Consider the following 17639-nt stretch of genomic DNA (forward strand, 5'->3'; position numbering starts at 1 on the left):
GTATCGGGGCGACCCTCCGCCTTGCGATCGCACGCACCAGACGCCGCCGGGCCCGCCCTTCGGGCGGACGACGCCACTTTCGAAACACGCCCTAGCGGGCCCGGCCCCGCCGTTCGGCCGGGCCCGGTCGTCAGCCGGTGCCGGACGGGCCCTGCGGGGAGATCAGACCGCTCTCGTAGGCGAGTACGACGGCCTGCACGCGGTCCCGCAGATCGAGCTTCGACAGGATGCGGCCGACATGCGTCTTGACCGTGGTCGGGCTGAGGAAGAGACGGTCCGCGAGCTCGGCGTTGCTGAGGCCGGTCGCCAGCAGACGGAGCACCTCCAGTTCGCGCGGGGTCAGCCCGGACAGGTCGCGGTGCAGGGCCGTCCGCGGGGACTCCTCCTGGTGCGCGAACCGCTCGATCAGCCTGCGGGTGATCGTCGGCGCGAGCAGCGCGTCACCGGAGCGCACCAGCCGCACGGCCGCCACGAGGTGCTCGGGGGTGACGTCCTTGAGCAGGAAGCCGCTCGCTCCGGCGGTGAGCGCCGCGTACACGTAGTGGTCGAGGTCGTACGTCGTGAGGATGATGACCCGGGTGCCGTCGGATCCGCTGCCGAGGATGCGCCGGGTGGCCTCGATGCCGTCCATCCGCGGCATCCGGATGTCCATGAGGACGACGTCGGGCCGGGTGCGCCGGACGGCGTCGACCGCCTCCGCCCCGTCCGCCGCCTCGGCCGTCACCTCGATGCCGTCGGCTGCGAGGATCATCCCGAAGCCGGTGCGGACCAGGGCCTGGTCGTCCGCGATGACCGCGCGCAGGGCGGGCCCGCTCACGGCGCCTCCCACGGGATGCGGGCCGCGACCCGGTAGCCGCCGGCGGGCGTCGGTCCGGCGGTGAGCTCGCCGCCGTAGAGCGCGAGCCGCTCGCGCAGCCCGATCAGGCCGCGGCCGTTGCCGTCCACCGGCGGCGAGTCCCGGACCGCTCCCGTGTCGGTGACCTCGATCTCCAGCCAGGAGCCGGCGAAGCCGATCGTCACCGTCGCGTCGGCGCCCGCCGCGTGCTTGATCGTGTTGGTGAGCGCCTCCTGGACGACGCGGTACGCCGTGAGCTCCACCCCCGGCGGCAGCGGCCCGGGCGGCAGCGACACCGTCAGGTCCACCGGTGTCCCGGCGGCCCGCACCCGTTCGGCGAGGGCGTCGAGCTGGCCGAGGCCGGGCTGCGGCTCCAGGCCGTCGGCGGGGGTGTCGGCGCCCGCCGCCGGGCCCGCGAGCAGGCCCATCACATGGCGGAGTTCGGCCATGGCGGCGCGGCCGCCGGCCTCCACCGCCAGCAGTGCCTGCTTGGACCGCTCGGGGGCCGCGTCCATCACCTTGCGCGCCGCGCCCGCCTGAATGACCATCACGCTCACATTGTGGGTGACGACGTCGTGGAGTTCGGCGGCTATCCGGGCGCGTTCCTCCTCGACGGCCCTGCGCGTGGCCTCTTCCTGGGCCTGCTGGAGGTCCGTGAAGCGTTTCCGGCTGGCCTCCAGCCGTCGGCGCCCCAGGCGCACGAGGCTGGCCAGCACCCCGACGACCAGGAGCACGACGGCGGGACTGGACCAGCCGGGGAGCACCGGGTCCGAGTCCCGGAACGCGATACCCGCCAGCACGGCGGTGACGACCAGCGCGGCCATCGCCCGCGTCCGGTAGCGGCTCAGCGCGACGGCTCCGTACGCAGCGATGCTGCACGTCAGCACGTTGATCCAGGAGACGCTGTCGCCTATCGCCAGCGCGGCGGCGGCGACCACCCCGAACGTGAGCAGCGGATACTTGCGCCGGGCCACGAGCGGCAGCGCCGACAGCACGACCAGCCCCCACGGCGGCGCCGCGGGCTCCGCCTCGTAGCCGGCCTCGGGACGGAACCCGGGGCCGGGGTCCGGGACGGCCGGTACGTACGGCAGCGCCGCCCGGCCCGCGTCGACGGCCCTGGAGCTGATCCGTACCGGCCCGTCGCCGGGATAGCGCGCGGCCGCGATCAGCGCCACGACGGTCAGCACGACGGCCAGCACCACGTCCAGGCGCACCGCCCGCCGGGACAGCGGAGCGGGCTCGCCCTCCGGGCCCATCGCGTCGCGGACGCGCGCCCACCAGGTACCGGGCCGCAGCAGGTCGCCGGCCCGCTCTCGCCAGCCGTTCGCCCACGGCGCGCCGCGCGGCCGCTCGTACGGGGCCTCCGTCTCCATCACCCGTACATTGTGCGGCCCGTGCCACAGGTCGGCGTCCGCCTGTGTGACCAGCGCTTCTGTCCGTCGGGCGTACTCCTCGAGGATGACCCCGCGGCCGGGTCCTCCGCGGGGAGGGCCGGATGTCGGTGCCACGGCCGACGCGCCGCCGGCACGTCCGCCCGTACGTTCACCGAGCCCGCACCGGGCATCGGCTTCCCGACCACGAAGGACGTGCACACCCATGACTCAGGTGATCGAACTGGAGGGCGTGGCCAAGCGGTACGGCGGCGCCGACACCGCGGCGCTCGGACCGGTCGACCTCGCCGTGGCCCAGGGCGAGGCCCTGGCCGTGACGGGGCCGTCCGGCAGCGGCAAGTCCACGCTGCTCAATCTCATCGCCGGTCTGGACCGGCCGACCGAGGGCACGGTGACCGTGGCCGGGCAGCGCGTCGACGGGCTCGGCGAGCACGCGCTGGCCCGCTTCCGCCGGGAGCGGATCGGCATGGTCTTCCAGTTCTTCAACCTGCTCGACGACCTCACCGTCGCCGACAACATCCAGCTTCCCGCCCAGCTCACCGGGACCACCCGGCGGGCGGCCGCGTCCCGGGCCGGGGAGCTGATGGAGGTGCTGGGGATCCAGAAGCACGCCCGCGCCTACCCGGGGCGGCTGTCCGGCGGCGAACGCCAACGGGTCGCGGTGGCACGGGCCCTGGTGAACAAGCCCGCCCTGCTGCTCGCCGACGAACCGACCGGCGCGCTGGACACCGCGTCGGGTCAGGACGTACGGGAGCTGCTGGTGGATCTGCACCGCGGCGGGCAGACCGTCGTCCTGGTCACCCACGACCTGGAGCTGGCCCGGACCTGCGCGCAGCGCACCATCCGTCTGGTCGACGGCCGGGTCGCCGCCGACACGCGCGCGGAGGCCGTCCGATGATCGGGTTCGGCAGCGGTGCCCTCGGGCGGGTCGTGCGCTCCGGGGTCGGCAGACGACGCGTCCAGACGCTGGTGATCGCCGTGGCCACGATGATGGCGGTCGCCTCGGCCGTGGTGGCCGGGTCCTTGCTGGTCGCGACGAACGCTCCCTTCGACCACGCCTTCGCGCGCCAGCACGGGGCGCACCTCACCGCGTCGCTCGACCCGGACCGGGTGAGCGCGGCACGGCTCGCGAGCACCCGTCGGCTGGCGGGGGTCACGGCGAGCGCGGGCCCGTTCCCGGCCACGACGGTCGCCCTGGTGGACCAGGACGGCGGGCACCTGCCCTCGCTGACGCTGGTCGGACGGTCCGGCCCGAAGAGCGACGTGGACGAAGTGGACCTGAAGTCGGGCCGGTGGGCGCGCACTTCGGGCGAGATCGTGCTGTCCGCCTCGTTCTCCGGTCCGTTCCTCAAGGTCGGTTCGACGCTGAGGAGTTCCGACGCCGCGGACGCGCGGACGCTGACCGTCGTCGGCTTCGCGCTGTCGGCGAGCGCCAGCGCCGATGTGTGGACGACGCCCGCTCAGGTCAGGGCGCTGGCGACCGGGGACGCCGTCCTCACCAGCCAGATGCTCTACCGCTTCGACTCGGCGGCGACCAAGGCGCAGATCACGGCGGACCGGAAGAAGCTCGCCGCCGCCCTGCCCGCCGGGGCACTGGTCGGCACCCAGTCGTGGCTGGACACCAAGCACGCCGCCAATCAGGGCGCGGCGGCGACGATCCCGTTCCTGTTCGCGTTCGGCGTGCTCGGCATCGTGATGTCGGTGATCATCGTCGGCAGTGTCATCAGCGGCGCCGTGGGCACGAGTCTGCGCCGGATCGGCATCCTCAAGGCCATCGGATTCACTCCGCGAGAGGTCGTACGGGCCTATGTGGCCCAGGCGTTGATCCCCGCCGCGGCCGGTATCACGCTGGGGGTCGTCCTCGGCAACCTGCTGGCCGTGCCGCTGCTGGAGGACACCGAGTCCGCGTACGGCACCGTGTCGCTGTCGGTGGCCTGGTGGGTGGATGTCGTGGTGCCGGCCGCCGCGCTGCTGGTGGTGGCCGTCGCGGCCCTGGTGCCCGCGCTGCGGGCGGGCCGGCTGCGTACGGTCGAGGCCATCGCCGTGGGCAGGGCGCCGCGCACCGCGCGCGGTCAGTGGGCGCACCGGATCGCGGGGCGGCTGCCGCTGCCGCGGCCGGTGACGTACGGCCTCGCGAGTCCCTTCGCGCATCCCGTGCGGGCGATCGCGATGGTGCTCGCGGTGACCTTCGGGACGGTGGCCGCGACGTTCGCGGTGGGGCTGACGCAGTCCCTCGACGCGGTGGCGAACGCGCAGGATCCCGAGGAGAGCGCCGATGTCACCGCCATCAGCGGCGTGTCCGCCCCGGGCCCCGGGCGGCACCGGGTGGAGAAGGCGCCCGCGGGCGGCCAGGGGAACGCGCCCGCCGCCTCGGGACCGAACCGGTCCCAGCCGTCGGCCGACCCTGCGGCGGTGCGCGCCGCGATCGCGGCGCAGCCCGGCACCGCCTCGTACTACGGCACGGCGACCGGCGACGCCACGGTGGCCGGGATCTCCGGCGCCGTCCGGGCGACCCTCTATCAGGGTGATTCCAGCTCCGGCGGCTACGAGATGATCGCGGGGCACTGGATCTCCGGCCGGGGCCAGGTCGTGGTGCCCACCGCCTTCCTGGAGCGGACCGGCGACCGGATCGGCGACACCGTCCGGGTGACCTTCGAGAAGGAGACGGTGAGCCTGCGGATCGTCGGCGAGGCCTTCGACACGTCGGACGACGGGCTGCGGCTCCACGCGGATCTCGACAGCTTCACCAAGGCGAAGCCGGGGGCCTTCCACATCGAGGTCAAGTCCGGGGTCTCCCCCGCCGACTACGCGCGGAAGCTCGCCGCGGTGGTCCAGCCGCTGGGCGGCGACGCCTTCGCCGAATCCGCCCAGGACGGGGGAGGCATGATCGTTCTGCTGGAGGCGATGGCCGCGCTGCTCACCCTGATGCTGGTGTCCGTGGCGGCCCTCGGGGTGCTCAACTCCGTCGTCCTCGACACCCGCGAACGCGTCCACGACCTGGGGGTGTGCAAGGCGCTCGGCATGTCCCCGCGGCAGACCGTGGGTCTCGTGCTCGCCTCGGTGGCCGGGATCGGTGTGGTCGGCGGACTGATCGGCGTCCCGACCGGGTTCGCGCTGCACGGGTATGTGCTGCCGGTCATGGGAGAGTCCGCGGGCACCCGACTGCCGCCGTCGGTCCTCGACGTGTACGACACCCCGCAACTGGTGCTGCTGGGCCTGGCCGGGGTGGCCGTCGCCCTGGTGGGCGCGACGGCTCCGGCGGGCTGGGCGGCCAGGGTCCGCACGGCCACGGCGTTGCGCACGGAGTGACCGGCCTACCGCCACCGGCGTCGTGCGCTGCCCGCCTGAACACGGCGGGGTCGGCCGTCCGGCGTCGGTGGCGGGGACCGACGCCGACGGTGTGCGGCCTGCTCCGGTGGGCGGCAGTCGGCGCGGACGGTGAGTGACCCTCGCCGAGGCGACGGAGCGACAACGAGCGCGCAACGGGTGGGCGGCAGGACCGCCGGCCGACACCGCTCGCCCCTACCATCCAGGGACAGGGGCCCTGCGCGCCCCTGAGCAGGGGGGCTCAGCATGTGGTCGGTGTTCTCGCGGCCGGTGATCCGGCGCCTCGCCGGTGCCGTCGCGGTCGGTCTGACCCTGGCCGCGACATCGGGATGCGGGGCCTCCGTCGATGCCGTCGCCGGTGTCTCCGTCACCGCCGACGGCCGTCTCCTCGGCGTGCTGATGGTCTGCGGGCATCACCTCGACGGCGCCGCCCTCTACGTGGACAGCGCCGACGCCGGCAAAACGGTGACGGTGGGCGAGTGGACCGCCGACCACCGCCTCACCGCCGGTCTGACCACCTGGCCCCTCGGCGCTCCAGCCCCGGACTGGACCGCGACGAAGCCCCTGACCCCGCTCGTCGCCAGGACCTCGTACACCTTCTACGGCTGGACCGAGGACAACACGTCGTCGTCGAGCAGCGTCTCCTTCACCCTGGCCGACCGGGACCGGCTCGCCCCGGGAGAGGTCCGCTACGAAGCCGTCTCGGACAGCGGCGACGAAGCCGCCGTGACCGTGCCCACGGCGGAGTTCAAGGCCAGGGCCTGCCAGGACATGTGACGCCGAGCCGCGTCAGGAACCGCTGTCGTCCGCGGTCGGCTCGGCCTTCGTGGAGAGGATGTCGCGGGCCTGCTCCGCGGCACGGGCGAGGCTCTCGGACACGAAGTCGAGGAAGCGGGCGACGTTCTCCAGCCGGACGGCGGCCGGGGTGCCCGGGCCGAGGACGCCCACGCCCTGGCGCGCCAGTTCGACCTGCTGGGTGAGGGAACGGACGCTGGCGATCATCGACTGGTACCAGAGGTCCTCGTCGACGACGTAACGCTCGCGGCGGCGTTCGTCGCGCTCCCTGCGCACGAGGGCCTGGCTCTCCAGGAAGGCGATCGACTTGGAGACGGACGCCGGGCTGACCTGAAGGCGCTGCACCAGTTCGGCCGCGGTCATGCTGCCGCTGTCCGCGGTCATGAGGCTGACCATCACCCGCGCCATCATCTTGGACAGGCCCGACTGCATCATGACGGTGGTGAACTGCTCCTCGTACTCGGCCACGGCCACGGGGTCGCGTCCGTGCGGCAGGGCCGCGGTCCGCTCCCCCCGGGCGGCGGCGGGCCTGCTCCGGTGGGTCCGGCGTTCGGTGGCGCGGTGGGCCAGGTCCGCGCGGTAGGCGGTGGGGCCGCCGTTGCGCATCACCTCACGCGTGATCGTCGAGGTCGGACGCTCCAGGCGGCGGGCGATCTCCGCGTAGGGAAGGTCGTCGGCCAGCCCGAGCGCGATCTGCTGACGGTCCTTCTGGGTGAGTCTGCCTCCCGGCATCGCCATCTCCTCCATGTTCCCGTGATGCCGTCAGCATAGCGTTCACGCTCAGTCCATTGCAACAACTGTCGTGGAGTGCTGTTGCGTTACGTTCAGGGTCGTTGCAACAAAATCGCTCCATCCACCAGCGATAACAGCGATTTGATGCAACGTCATGGTTGCCACATCATCGAACGCAACGTAGCTTTTCCATTGTCAGAAACAAGGACTCGCAAGGAGAGAACGATGCAGAAGTTCGACACCCCCGCCCCGATCTCCGCCGTCTTCGACATCCCCGCGGGCCGCATCCAGGTCATCGCCGCCGACCGGGCCGACACCGCGGTCGAGATCCGGCCCGCGAACGCCGCGAAGAGCCGCGACGTGAAGGCGGCCGAGCAGACCACGGTCGCCTTCGCCGACGGAGTCCTGCGGATCGAGGTCCCGACGGGGAACCAGCTCCTCGGCTCCTCCGGTGCCGTCGAGGCGACCGTCCAACTGCCCGCCGGCTCCCGCGTGGAGGCCAAGGCGGCCGCCACCGAGTTCCGGGTGGTGGGACGTCTCGGCGAGGTCGTCTTCGACGGCGCCTACCAGCAGATCAAGATCGACGAGGCCGCGAGCGTCGACCTCACCGCGACCGACGGCGACGTCGAGGTCGGCCGGCTGGGCGGCCCCGCCCGGATCACCACCATGCGGGGCGACATCCGGATCGCCGAGGCCGTCCGCGGCAAGGTCGAACTCCGCACCCAGCAGGGCGACATCTCGGTCGGCGCCGCCTCGGGGGTCTCGGCCGCCCTGGACGCCGGCACCTCGCACGGCCGCGTCAGCAACGACCTCAAGAACGACGGCACCACCGAGCTCCACATCCACGCGACCACCTCCCAGGGCGACATCACCGCCCGCAGCCTCTGACCCTCGACCCCTGACCCGCAGCCCCAGAAGGAGCACCCACTCATGACCGGCTTGGCCATCGCGGCACACGGGCTGCGCAAGGCTTACGGAGACAAGACCGTCCTCGACGGCATCGACCTGAACGTCCCCGAAGGAACGGTCTTCTCCCTGCTCGGCCCGAACGGCGCAGGCAAGACCACCACCGTCAACATCCTCTCCACCCTCGTCTCCCCCGGCCCCGGCTCCGGGGAGATCCGGGTCGGCGGCCACGACCTGGCCGCCGACCCGCAGGCCGTACGTGCCGCGATCGGCGTGACCGGACAGTTCTCCGCCGTCGACGGCCTGATCAGCGGCGAGGAGAACATGCTCCTCATGGCCGACCTGCACCACCTGTCCCGGCGCGAGGGACGGCGCGTCACGGCCGAACTCCTCGAACGCTTCGACCTGGTGGAGGCGGCCGGGAAGCCGGCCTCCACCTACTCCGGCGGCATGAAGCGCCGCCTCGACATCGCCATGACCCTGGTCGGCAGCCCGCGGATCATCTTCCTCGACGAGCCGACCACCGGCCTCGACCCGCGTGCCCGCCACAACATGTGGCAGATCATCCGCGAGCTGGTCAACGGTGGCATCACCGTCCTCCTCACCACCCAGTACCTGGAGGAGGCCGACGAACTCGCCGACCGCATAGCCGTTCTGAGCAACGGCAGGATCGCCGCCGAGGGCAGCGCCGACGAGCTGAAGCGGCTCGTCCCCGGCGGGCACGTCCGGCTCCGCTTCACCGACCCGGCCGTCTACCGGACGGCCGCCCACGCCCTGCGCGACGCCACCCGCGCCGACGAGGCCCTGGCGCTCCAGATCCCCAGCGACGGCAGCCAGCGCGAACTGCGCGCGATCCTCGACCGGTTGGACACCGCCGGCATCGAGGCCGACGAACTGACCGTGCACACCCCCGACCTCGACGACGTCTTCTTCGCCCTCACCGGCAACACCGGCGTGCCCACCCAGACCGACCAGTCGAAGGAGACTGTCCGATGAGCGCCCTCTCTCTCGCCGTGCGCGACTCCACCACCATGCTGCGCCGCAACCTCCTGCACGCCCGGCGCTATCCCTCGCTCACCCTGAACCTCCTGCTCACCCCGGTGATGCTGCTCCTGCTGTTCGTCTACATCTTCGGCAACACGATGAGCGCGGGCCTGGACGACGGCGGCTCGGGCCGCTCCGCCTACATCGCCTACGTCGTCCCCGGCATCCTGCTGATGACCATCGGCAGCACCGTCATCGGCGCCGCCGTGTCCGTCGCCACCGACATGTCCGAGGGGATCATCGCCCGCTTCCGCACCATGGCCATCCACCGCGGGTCCGTGCTCATCGGGCACGTCGTCGGCAGTGTCATGCAGTCGGTGGCCAGCGTCGTCCTCGTCGGCGCCGTCGCCGTGGCCATAGGCTTCCGCTCCACCGACGCCACCGTGCCGGAGTGGCTGGCGGCGTTCGGACTGCTCACGCTGTTCGCCCTGGCGCTCACCTGGATCGCCGTCGGCATGGGCATGGCCAGCCCCAACGCCGAGGCCGCCAGCAACAGCGCCATGCCGCTGATCCTGCTCCCCCTCATCTCCAGCGCCTTCACCCCGATCGACGCGATGCCCGGCTGGTTCCAGCCGATAGCCGAGTACCAGCCCTTCACCCCCGCCATCGAGACCCTCCGCGGTCTCCTGCTCGGCACCGAGATCGGCCACAACGGCTGGCTCGCCGTCGCCTGGTGCCTGGTGCTCGCGGCACTCGGCTACCGCTGGTCGACCGCCTCCTTCAGACGCGACCCGAAGTGACCGACCGCCACACGCGACACCCGCGACACCCGAGCCCGGACGGGCTCGGGTGTCGCGGCCTTTCGCCCCGGCTCACGCGGAGGCGATCCGCGCGCACCCAGGCGGGACCGGGACCGGTGCGCGGCCGACCCACCACGACGACGGTCGACGCGGTCGCCTGTCCCGCTACATCGCCTGCCACTCCTCGAGTTCCCGCCGGGCCGCGAGCGCCCTCGACAGCATCTTGGCCCGGTAGGGGTTCGCGGCGTCGAGGGCCGTCGCCACCGCCACCGCCTCGTCCAACAGCGCCAGCCGCCGCCGAGGCAGGTCCCGCACCTGCGCCGAGGCGCTGGCCTCCACCAGGACGTACGCCAGCTTCGACCCGTACGCCTCCGGCTCGACCTGGGTCAACAGGCGGTAGATCCACAGCCCTTCGGTGCCACGCACCACCCGCTGGTTGGCGCTGAGCAGTCGCACCCTCGCCCGCATGACCATGTCCTGATCCATCCGTCCCCCTTCGCTCCCTCACCCCCCGACCCGCACCCGTCACACGACGGGACAACACGACGAACGCGCCGACAGCCGAGAACGGTTGCCGACACGAACGTCGAGGAGTGGATGACGACGAGTCTGCGGGCAGGCCACCAGCTGCGACAAGCCCGGACGGACGTGCTCTCCGTCCTACCGCGAACGGCCTTCGAACAGGCATGATGGATCTGGCACTCACTCCGGCAGGAACTGCGGCTCCGTCAGACGGCGGGTGCGGGGACGTCGCGCAGGCGGCGGAGCGGGGAGAAGAACACGAACCAGCCGGCCGCCCACGAGCCGACCAGTGCCAGCCCGAGCGTGGGCCGCACGCCGATCTGCGTGCCGAGCACTCCGCCGAGAATGCCGCCGAGCGGCAGCGTGCCCCACACGACCCAGCGGACGGCCGCGTTCATCCGGCCCATCAGCTCGGGCGGCGTCACGGACTGCCGGTAGCTGAGCTGCGCGACGTTGTACACCATCCCGGCGAAGTACGCGATGCCCCAGCCCAGCGGGACCAACAGCACGCCCCAGCCGCGCCAGGCCGCCGCCGCGACGACCTGCGGCGCACTGAACACCAGCATGGACATCCAGATGATCCGCGCCGAGCCGATCTTCCTGGCGAGCCGGCCGGCGAGGGCACCCCCGACGATCCCGCCGACGGCCGTGCCCGCCGTGATCAGCCCGATCAGCGCGGGACTCACGTGCAGCTCCCGGACGAGGAAGATCATCTCCAGGGCCGTGCCCATGCCGCCGAACAGGTTCGCGGTGCCCGTGCACGCCACGACCTTGCGCAGCACCCTGTGCCCGGCGACGAAGCGCAGTCCCTCGGCGATCTGGCTCCGCAGCGTCTCGTCGGGCCGCCGCGCGGGCGGCGGCTCCTCGCGCTTCCTGATGCCGAGGACCGAGACGACGGAGACCGCGTACGAGATCGCGTCGGCGGTCATCGCCCCCGCCGCACCGAGCACCGCGACCAGTCCCGCGCCCACGCCGGGTCCCCCCAGCTGCGCGAACGCCTGGGTCGTCCCCATCTTGCCGTTGGCCTCCATCCGGTACTCGGCGCTGATCAGCGACGGCACGTAGCTCTGGTACGAGACGTCGAAGAACACCGTGCACACACCGGCCGCGGCGGCGACGACGTAGAGCTGAGTCATCGTCAGGGTGCCGAGAGCCGCCGTCACCGGGACCGAGCCGATGATCAGCAGCCGGAGGAGGTCGCAGACGATCATGATGGATCGCTTGGAGCCGCGGTCCACCAGCGCGCCCGCGGGCAGCGCGATCAGCGCGAACGCCGCCGTGGTGGCCGCGGTCAGCAGCCCGACCTGGAACGTGCTCGCCTGCAACGCGACGACCGCGACCAGCGGCAACGCCAGCTGGGTGACCGCCGAGCCCATCTCGCTGGCCGTCTGGCCGCCCCACAGCAGCATGAAATCCCGCTGCCGCCACAGGCTCGGTCTCTCGAACTCCGGCTCGGCATCATGAACTTCGTTCGCCACGTCTGTCACCGCGTCAGCCTAGAGCGTGCATGACATCGCAGGGCAGACGGGAATCGTCAGCCAGGCCCTACTGCCGGGTGGCGGGATCCCTCCGGCGCCGCAGGACCGCAGCGAGCACGATCCCGGCGAGGAGGAGAACCGTCCCCGCGGCCAGCCACGGCCACGGGTCGAACTCGTCCACGCAGGACTGGCCGGAGGCCGTCGTGGCGCACACGTTCCCCGGGCCGTCGCGATTGAGGAAGGCCACGTACAGAAGCGGTACGCCGAGCCCGGAGACCAGCCCCGGAAGCCCGGCCGACGAGCCTCGCCGCACCGCCAGGAGCGCAGCTGCGGCAACCGCGACGGGCAGCAGGAACGGACCGACGGTCAGGGCCGTCAGCAGACCGAGCGAGCCCAGCGCGCCCACGACGAACCAGACGCAGAACCACGCCCGGACAGCGACTCTCATGCGGCCTCCCCGGCGTACGGTGCCCATGCGGCGGACCGTCGGATCATGAACTGGACAGGTAGGCGGGGGCGGCCCACGCGATGTCGTCGACCGCGAGCCACGGCGCGGCCGCGACGGCCGTGGGTGTCACACCGGCGAACGCCATGACATCGCGGTGGAGGTGGGACTGGTCGGCATAGCCGATCTCCGCCGCCACCCGTGCGGCGCTGTGGCCCGCGGCCAGCCGGTGGGCCGCGTGGTCGAAACGGACCAACTGGGCGGCGCGCTTGGGGGTGAGGCCGATCTGGGACCGGAACCGGGACCACAGGCGCTTACGGCTCCAGCCGACCTCGGCCGCCAGCCGCTCGACCCGGACCCCTCCCCGGTTCGTCACCATCTGCCGCCATACGAAGGCGACTTCGGGATCGATCGTCCGGCCCGTCTCGTACCGTCGGACGAGCGTCGCCGCCGCGATCGCGAACCGGTCCTCCCAGGAGCGGGCGGCGTGCAGTCGTTCCCGCGTGCGCGCGCCCTCGCGGCCCCAGAGGTCGTCGAGGGTGACCATCGTCCCGTTCGACTCGGCGGAGACGCCCAGCACCGCGTGCGCGACCACCGGCGACAGCCGCACCTGCAGGCAGTCGATGTCACGGCCGCGGCCCCGGACGCCGCCGACCGCGAGTCCGAGGACAAAGCTGCCGTTCTGCCGCCAGCCGTTGCCGTCGTCGACGGCGAGTCGTCCGTCGCCCAGGTCGACGGCGACCGTGACAGCCGGGTACGGGACGATGTCCAGGTCGACGGGGTCCGTGGTGCGCCCCCGGAATCCGGCCATGCTGACGCCGGGCAGCGGGCCGGGCCCGGACGGCGTGGCGATGTCCCACACCGCCACGGCGTCAGGAGCCGGCTCGGCGGGTCGCATGACGCCAAGTTACGCGACATTCGTCCAAGACGGGATGGAGCGGGCGCGCCGAGACTGACGGCTCCCGCAAGCACCGCGGACCAGAAGGGACCACTCGTGACGCGCTCGCCGATCGACCCGTTCACCCCGGCCGTCGAACTCGCCGCGGCCGTACGCCGCAAGGAGGTGAGCCCGGTCGAGGTCGTCGACCACTACCTCGACCGGATGGACGAACTCGACCCATGCCTCAACGCCTTCTGCCACCGGGCCGACGACGACGTCCGCAAGGCCGCGGCCGCAGCGGCCGACGTGGTGGCGCGGGCCGCGTCGGCCGACGACCTCCCGCCGTTCCACGGCGTCCCGCTGCCGGTCAAGGACCTGGTGGACGTGGCGGGTTGGCCCACCACCCATGGCTCCGCCGGCACCGGACGGGCACCTGCCACGGCGTCGGACCCGGTCGTACGACGGTTGGTGGACGCGGGTTTCGTCCTGCTCGGGAAGACCACCGCCTCCGAGTTCGGTGCCCTGCCCTTCACCGAGAACGAGACCCTCGGCGTCTCGCGCAACCCGTGGGACCCGGATCGCACGCCGGGCGGGTCGTCGAGCGGCGCGGGTGTCGCCGTCGCCGCCGGGATGGCGCCGATCGCCCATGCCGAGGACGGCGGCGGGTCGATCCGCATCCCCGCCTCGTGCAACGGGCTCGTCGGGCTCAAACCCACCCGCGGCCTGGTCGGCAACGCGACCGTCGACGCGGAGGGGCTGGGCACCAGCGGTGTGCTCACCCGCACGGTGACGGACACCGCGGCCGCCCTCGACGTGCTCGCACGCCACGATCCGGGCCTGTGGTGGTCGCCGCCGAACCCGCAGCGGTCCTACACCTCCGTGCTGCGGACGGACCCGCCGTCGGGGCTGCGGATCGGGGTGCTCACCGACTCTCCCATCGCGGGGATCACCGTGGATCCGGCGTGTGCCGCGGCCGTCGCCGTCACGCTTCGCACGCTGGAATCGGCCGGTCACCACGTCGTCGACACCGCCCTCCCGCTGCCCCCGGCCGATGAGTTGGTGGCGGCGTTCATGACCGTCTGGAACGTCGGCGGCAGCGGGGTCCCGCTCGCGGATCCGGACCGTGTCGAGCCCCACAACCGCGCCCTGCGGGCCGCGGCTCGGTCCGTGGACTCGTGGTCGTACACCGAAGGGGTGCGCAGGGCCCAGCAGTTGTCGCGGCGTATCGTCGAGGGCTTCCTCGCCGGCTTCGACCTCCTGGTCACGCCGACGACGGCGTGCCTGCCGCCGCCCGTCGGCGCCTGGCGGGCAGGTACCGACGACCATCCCCTGACGGCACTGCTGAACAGTTACCCGCTGGGGGTGTTCACGTCGGTGTTCAACGTGACCGGCCAGCCTGCGATCTCGGTGCCCGTCCATCACGACGCCCGCACCGGGCTGCCCGTCGGCGTGCAGATCGTGGCCGCGCCGTGGCGGGAGGACCTCCTGCTCCAGGTCTCCCGCACGCTCGAACTCGCCCACCCCTGGGCCGACCGCCGCCCGCCGGTCGGCTGAGCACGAAGGCCGGTGCCGGGACGGCCCGGCAGGTGGTGGTGCGACCGCGAGCCGCACCACCACCTGACCGACGCGTCCGGGCGGGGCGAATCCGGTCAGACGGGCTGTACGTCGGCCAGCGCGCCGTGCGGGTCCAGGACGTACTTGCGGCTGGCGCCCTGATCGAACTCGGCGTAGCCGCGCGGGGCGTCCTCCAGGCCGATCACGGTCGCGTTCACCGCCTTGGCGATGTGCACCCGCTCGTGCAGGATCGCCATCATCAGCCCCCGGTGGTAGCGCATCACCGGGCACTGGCCCATGGTGAAGGTGTGGCTCCTCGCCCAGCCGAGGCCGAGCCGCACCTTCAGCGTCCCGGTCCGGGCGTCGTCGTCGACGCCGCCGGGGTCGTCCGTGACGTACAGTCCGGGAATCCCGAGGGCACCGCCCGCGCGGGTGATGCTCATCAGCGAGTTCAGGACGGTCGCGGGCGCCTCCTCGGCGTCCTTGCCGTGTCCGCGGGCTTCAAAGCCCACCGCGTCGACGGCCGCGTCCACCTCGGGTTCGCCCAGGATCTGTTCGATCTGGTCCGCCACGGCGGCGCCGGCCACATCGACGGTCTCGCAGCCAAAACTCCGTGCCTGTGCCAGGCGTTCGGCGTTGAGGTCCCCGACGATGACGACGGCCGCGCCCAGCAGTTGTGCCGCCGCCGCGGCGGCCAGACCGACGGGCCCCGCTCCGGCGACGTACACCGTGGATCCGACGCCCGCGCCCGCGGTGTAAGCACCGTGGAAGCCGGTCGGGAAGATGTCCGACAGCATGGTCAGATCGAGGAGCTTCTCGCGTGCCTGGTCGGGGTCGGGGAACTTCAGCAGGTTGAAGTCCGCGTACGGGACCATCACGTACCGGGCCTGGCCGCCGACCCAGCCGCCCATGTCCACATAGCCGTACGCCGCCCCCGGCCGGGCCGGGTTGACGTTCAGACAGATACCGGTCTTGCGTTCCTTGCAGTTGCGGCACCGCCCGCAGGCGATGTTGAACGGCACCGAGACGAGATCACCCACCTCGACGAACTCGACGTCCGGGCCCCGCTCCACCACCTCTCCGGTGATCTCGTGTCCGAGCACCAGCCCCGCGGGCGCCGTCGTGCGCCCTCGCACCATGTGCTGGTCGCTGCCGCAGATGTTGGTGGCGAGCACCTTGAGGATGACCCCGTGCCGACACATACGGCCGATGTTCTCGGGCGCCACCCCCGGCCCGTCCTGGAGTTCCAGCGTCGGGTAGTCCGTGGTCCTGACCTCGACCACACCCGGCTCGAGATACGCCACTGCCTGGTTTCCGTTGTCGCTCATGCGTGATCGCCGTCCCTTCGGCGCCGTCTCTTCGGATGCCGGCGGCCGTGCGCAGGCCAGGCTCTGCTGCCGACCGCGCGTCCTGGCCACCCTCCGGGCGGGTGCCGTCCCTGAAGAGGGCGACTTCTCAGAGCACCGGCTTCCAGCCTACGTCGCCGGTCCCCTCGTCCGGAGCGGCCGTACGGGCCGACAGAGCACGCGCGGCACGGGAGGCCACGGCCAGGAGCCGGGCGTCGGCACCATGGGGGGCGACCAGTTGCAGGCCGACCGGTTCGCCGCGCGCGGTGCGTCCGGCGGGCAGGCTGAGCGCAGGGTGTCCCGTGATGTTGAAAGCCCAGGTCAATGCCACACTCATCCGGGCTCCGGGACCGTCGTGGCCGTGCGGCGGGTGCGGTGTGGTGGGTGTGAGGAGCAGGTCGGCGTGCGCGAAGCAGTCCCGCAGGCGTGCACCGTTGACCGCGACGACACGGTCCACGTCCGCGGGCGGCTGGCCACCCGCCCGCAACGCCGTCCAGGCCGGCGCGGGGTCCTCCAGCGTCAGCGGCCGGTCCGTCAGTACGGCGAGAATGCCCTGGTCGGCAAGTGTCCGCGCGGCCCGACGGGCGACGGCGGCCACGGCGGCGTCGGTGTCGGCGTACCCCAGGGTGGCCGACCATGCGGCGGTGGGTGGCGCTGCCGGGTCCGTCGAGACGGTCCGTACGGGGGCGACCGCGTCCAGATAGGCGGCGGCGTCCAGCGGACTCCGGACCAGCACACCCGGTGAGTTCAGTCCCGCGCGGTCGCGGGCGGGCAGCAGTCCGTTGGTGGGCTTGAAGCCGGTGATCCCGCACCACGCGGCGGGGATCCGTACGGAGCCGGCGCCGTCCGAACCGCTGGCCATCGGTACGAGGCCGGCGGCGACGGCGGCTGCGGACCCGGCCGACGACCCGCCGGGCGACCAAGCCGGATCGAGCGGGTTGAGGGTGGGACCGCGGTCGGTGTGACCGTAGGTCTGCCAGCCCTGCCGGCCGCGCGGTACCGAGGTGGCGCCGACCGGCACGCACCCGGCCGCGGTCAGGCGACCGTTCTGGAAGGAGTCGGCGCCCTCTCCGGCCTTGACGCCGATCGGCACTCCGGCCAGCGGCAGTACGGCGCCACGGGCGAGCCGGATGTCGACCTCCGCGGCGCGGGCGAGGGCTCGCTCCGCCCAGATGTCGGTGAACGCCCGTACGGCGTCGTCGCGTTCCATGATCCGCGCCAGCGCGGCCGTGACGACCTCGCGGGCCGACAGATCACCTCGGTGGACGTGCCGCGCGATGTCCGCTGCGGACAGGGCCGCGTACTCGGCCGTGCTGATCACGGTCCGTCCTCCGATCGACGTCCGAAGCCAGGGCCGCTTTCGAGACCGCGGTCACATCCGCCGCATCCGCACCGTGAACCCCGACGCACACAGCGTGGTCGAACCGGTGAGGCGCCCCACATGACCCACGTCACCCACTACCCGCGATAGTGGACGGAAAGGGACATGTTTGGACGCCCATCCGTGCTTTGACCTGCGGATTGAGAGCCAGCTCACACAGGGCGTCGACGCCTCGAATGCGGCCACAACTAGTAAAAGGGGTCATTGCGGACACCGGTCCGGGCTGGTTGTCTTGAGGACGTCGCCAGGCACCACGGCCCCCA

16 protein-coding genes are annotated in these 17639 nt (G+C 72.5%); 7 read left to right on the forward strand and 9 right to left on the reverse strand.

The annotated features are described in order from the left end of the window. Positions 1-130 precede the first annotated feature (130 nt). A complete protein-coding gene (locus ACZ60B_RS40610) occupies positions 131-817 on the reverse strand; it encodes a response regulator (protein WP_469396555.1) in 687 nt (228 codons plus the stop codon). Beyond that, a complete protein-coding gene (locus ACZ60B_RS40615; protein ID WP_469396593.1) occupies positions 814-2208 on the reverse strand; it encodes a sensor histidine kinase in 1395 nt (464 codons plus the stop codon). The genes ACZ60B_RS40610 and ACZ60B_RS40615 overlap by 4 nt, the downstream gene beginning before the upstream one ends. Positions 2209-2431: 223 nt before the next feature. On the opposite strand from ACZ60B_RS40615, the gene ACZ60B_RS40620 reads away from it, so the two are divergent. From ACZ60B_RS40620 to ACZ60B_RS40630, 3 genes are all read left to right on the forward strand, one after another. Continuing rightward, positions 2432-3124 (forward strand): ABC transporter ATP-binding protein, encoded by a 693-nt coding sequence (locus tag ACZ60B_RS40620; protein ID WP_469396557.1) that lies wholly within the window; start codon positions 2432-2434, stop codon positions 3122-3124. After that, entirely contained in the window at positions 3121-5535 is a 2415-nt protein-coding gene (locus ACZ60B_RS40625) for an ABC transporter permease (protein WP_469396560.1), read from the forward strand. The genes ACZ60B_RS40620 and ACZ60B_RS40625 overlap by 4 nt, the downstream gene beginning before the upstream one ends. A gap of 273 nt (positions 5536-5808) precedes the next feature. Further along, the gene (locus ACZ60B_RS40630; RefSeq protein WP_469396562.1) at positions 5809-6330 is read left to right on the forward strand and encodes a hypothetical protein; all 522 of its coding nucleotides are present in this window, start codon (positions 5809-5811) and stop codon (positions 6328-6330) included. Positions 6331-6342: 12 nt separating this feature from the next. Here ACZ60B_RS40630 and ACZ60B_RS40635 read toward each other — a convergent pair whose 3' ends face one another. Continuing rightward, entirely contained in the window at positions 6343-7080 is a 738-nt protein-coding gene (locus ACZ60B_RS40635) for a helix-turn-helix domain-containing protein (RefSeq protein WP_469396564.1), read from the reverse strand. Between the two features lie 225 nt (positions 7081-7305). On the opposite strand from ACZ60B_RS40635, the gene ACZ60B_RS40640 reads away from it, so the two are divergent. Genes ACZ60B_RS40640 through ACZ60B_RS40650 form a run of 3 tightly spaced genes read left to right on the forward strand, consistent with a single transcriptional unit; the run spans position 7306 to position 9770 of the window. Next, positions 7306-7968: a DUF4097 family beta strand repeat-containing protein gene (locus ACZ60B_RS40640; protein ID WP_469396568.1), complete on the forward strand. Its 663-nt coding sequence runs from the start codon at positions 7306-7308 to the stop codon at positions 7966-7968. A gap of 42 nt (positions 7969-8010) precedes the next feature. Continuing rightward, positions 8011-8982 (forward strand): ATP-binding cassette domain-containing protein, encoded by a 972-nt coding sequence (locus tag ACZ60B_RS40645; RefSeq protein WP_469396570.1) that lies wholly within the window; start codon positions 8011-8013, stop codon positions 8980-8982. Then, entirely contained in the window at positions 8979-9770 is a 792-nt protein-coding gene (locus ACZ60B_RS40650) for an ABC transporter permease (protein ID WP_469396574.1), read from the forward strand. Before ACZ60B_RS40645 ends, ACZ60B_RS40650 begins: the two co-directional genes overlap by 4 nt. 165 nt (positions 9771-9935) lie before the next feature. Here the strand turns inward: ACZ60B_RS40650 and ACZ60B_RS40655 are convergent, their stop codons facing one another. From ACZ60B_RS40655 to ACZ60B_RS40670, 4 genes are all read right to left on the reverse strand, one after another. Continuing rightward, a complete protein-coding gene (locus ACZ60B_RS40655) occupies positions 9936-10256 on the reverse strand; it encodes a hypothetical protein (protein WP_469396578.1) in 321 nt (106 codons plus the stop codon). A gap of 242 nt (positions 10257-10498) precedes the next feature. Further along, complete coding sequence (locus tag ACZ60B_RS40660) at positions 10499-11779, reverse strand: MFS transporter (protein ID WP_469396580.1); 1281 nt, start codon at positions 11777-11779, stop codon at positions 10499-10501. A gap of 58 nt (positions 11780-11837) precedes the next feature. Further along, on the reverse strand, positions 11838-12218 hold the full coding sequence (locus tag ACZ60B_RS40665; protein ID WP_469396582.1) for a hypothetical protein: 381 nt from the start codon (positions 12216-12218) through the stop codon (positions 11838-11840). Between the two features lie 43 nt (positions 12219-12261). Continuing rightward, positions 12262-13113: an AraC family transcriptional regulator gene (locus tag ACZ60B_RS40670; protein WP_469396585.1), complete on the reverse strand. Its 852-nt coding sequence runs from the start codon at positions 13111-13113 to the stop codon at positions 12262-12264. Between the two features lie 96 nt (positions 13114-13209). Here ACZ60B_RS40670 and ACZ60B_RS40675 point away from each other — a divergent pair, with 96 nt between their 5' ends. Further along, on the forward strand, positions 13210-14649 hold the full coding sequence (locus ACZ60B_RS40675) for an amidase (RefSeq protein ID WP_469396587.1): 1440 nt from the start codon (positions 13210-13212) through the stop codon (positions 14647-14649). A 95-nt stretch (positions 14650-14744) separates the two neighbouring features. On the opposite strand, the gene fdhA is transcribed toward ACZ60B_RS40675, so the two are convergent. Together fdhA and ACZ60B_RS40685 are read right to left on the reverse strand one after the other, a co-directional pair. Continuing rightward, complete coding sequence (gene fdhA / locus ACZ60B_RS40680) at positions 14745-15977, reverse strand: formaldehyde dehydrogenase, glutathione-independent (RefSeq protein WP_469396589.1); 1233 nt, start codon at positions 15975-15977, stop codon at positions 14745-14747. A gap of 127 nt (positions 15978-16104) precedes the next feature. Then, positions 16105-17316, reverse strand: coding sequence for an amidase family protein (locus tag ACZ60B_RS40685; protein WP_469396591.1), 1212 nt, complete (start codon positions 17314-17316; stop codon positions 16105-16107). Positions 17317-17639: the final 323 nt, after the last annotated feature.

This window comes from Streptomyces sp. NPDC104096, from assembly GCF_055584385.1.

Bases quoted from the DNA above. Each gene is read 5' to 3' on its own strand.
- ACZ60B_RS40615 (WP_469396593.1), bottom strand. From the start codon at position 2,208: ATGGAGACGGAGGCCCCGTACGAGCGGCCGCGCGGCGCGCCGTGGGCG.
- ACZ60B_RS40620 (WP_469396557.1), top strand. From the start codon at position 2,432: ATGACTCAGGTGATCGAACTGGAGGGCGTGGCCAAGCGGTACGGCGGC.
- ACZ60B_RS40625 (WP_469396560.1), top strand. From the start codon at position 3,121: ATGATCGGGTTCGGCAGCGGTGCCCTCGGGCGGGTCGTGCGCTCCGGG.
- ACZ60B_RS40635 (WP_469396564.1), bottom strand. From the start codon at position 7,080: ATGCCGGGAGGCAGACTCACCCAGAAGGACCGTCAGCAGATCGCGCTC.
- ACZ60B_RS40640 (WP_469396568.1), top strand. From the start codon at position 7,306: ATGCAGAAGTTCGACACCCCCGCCCCGATCTCCGCCGTCTTCGACATC.
- ACZ60B_RS40645 (WP_469396570.1), top strand. From the start codon at position 8,011: ATGACCGGCTTGGCCATCGCGGCACACGGGCTGCGCAAGGCTTACGGA.
- ACZ60B_RS40650 (WP_469396574.1), top strand. From the start codon at position 8,979: ATGAGCGCCCTCTCTCTCGCCGTGCGCGACTCCACCACCATGCTGCGC.
- ACZ60B_RS40655 (WP_469396578.1), bottom strand. From the start codon at position 10,256: ATGGATCAGGACATGGTCATGCGGGCGAGGGTGCGACTGCTCAGCGCC.
- ACZ60B_RS40665 (WP_469396582.1), bottom strand. From the start codon at position 12,218: ATGAGAGTCGCTGTCCGGGCGTGGTTCTGCGTCTGGTTCGTCGTGGGC.
- ACZ60B_RS40670 (WP_469396585.1), bottom strand. From the start codon at position 13,113: ATGCGACCCGCCGAGCCGGCTCCTGACGCCGTGGCGGTGTGGGACATC.
- fdhA (WP_469396589.1), bottom strand. From the start codon at position 15,977: ATGAGCGACAACGGAAACCAGGCAGTGGCGTATCTCGAGCCGGGTGTG.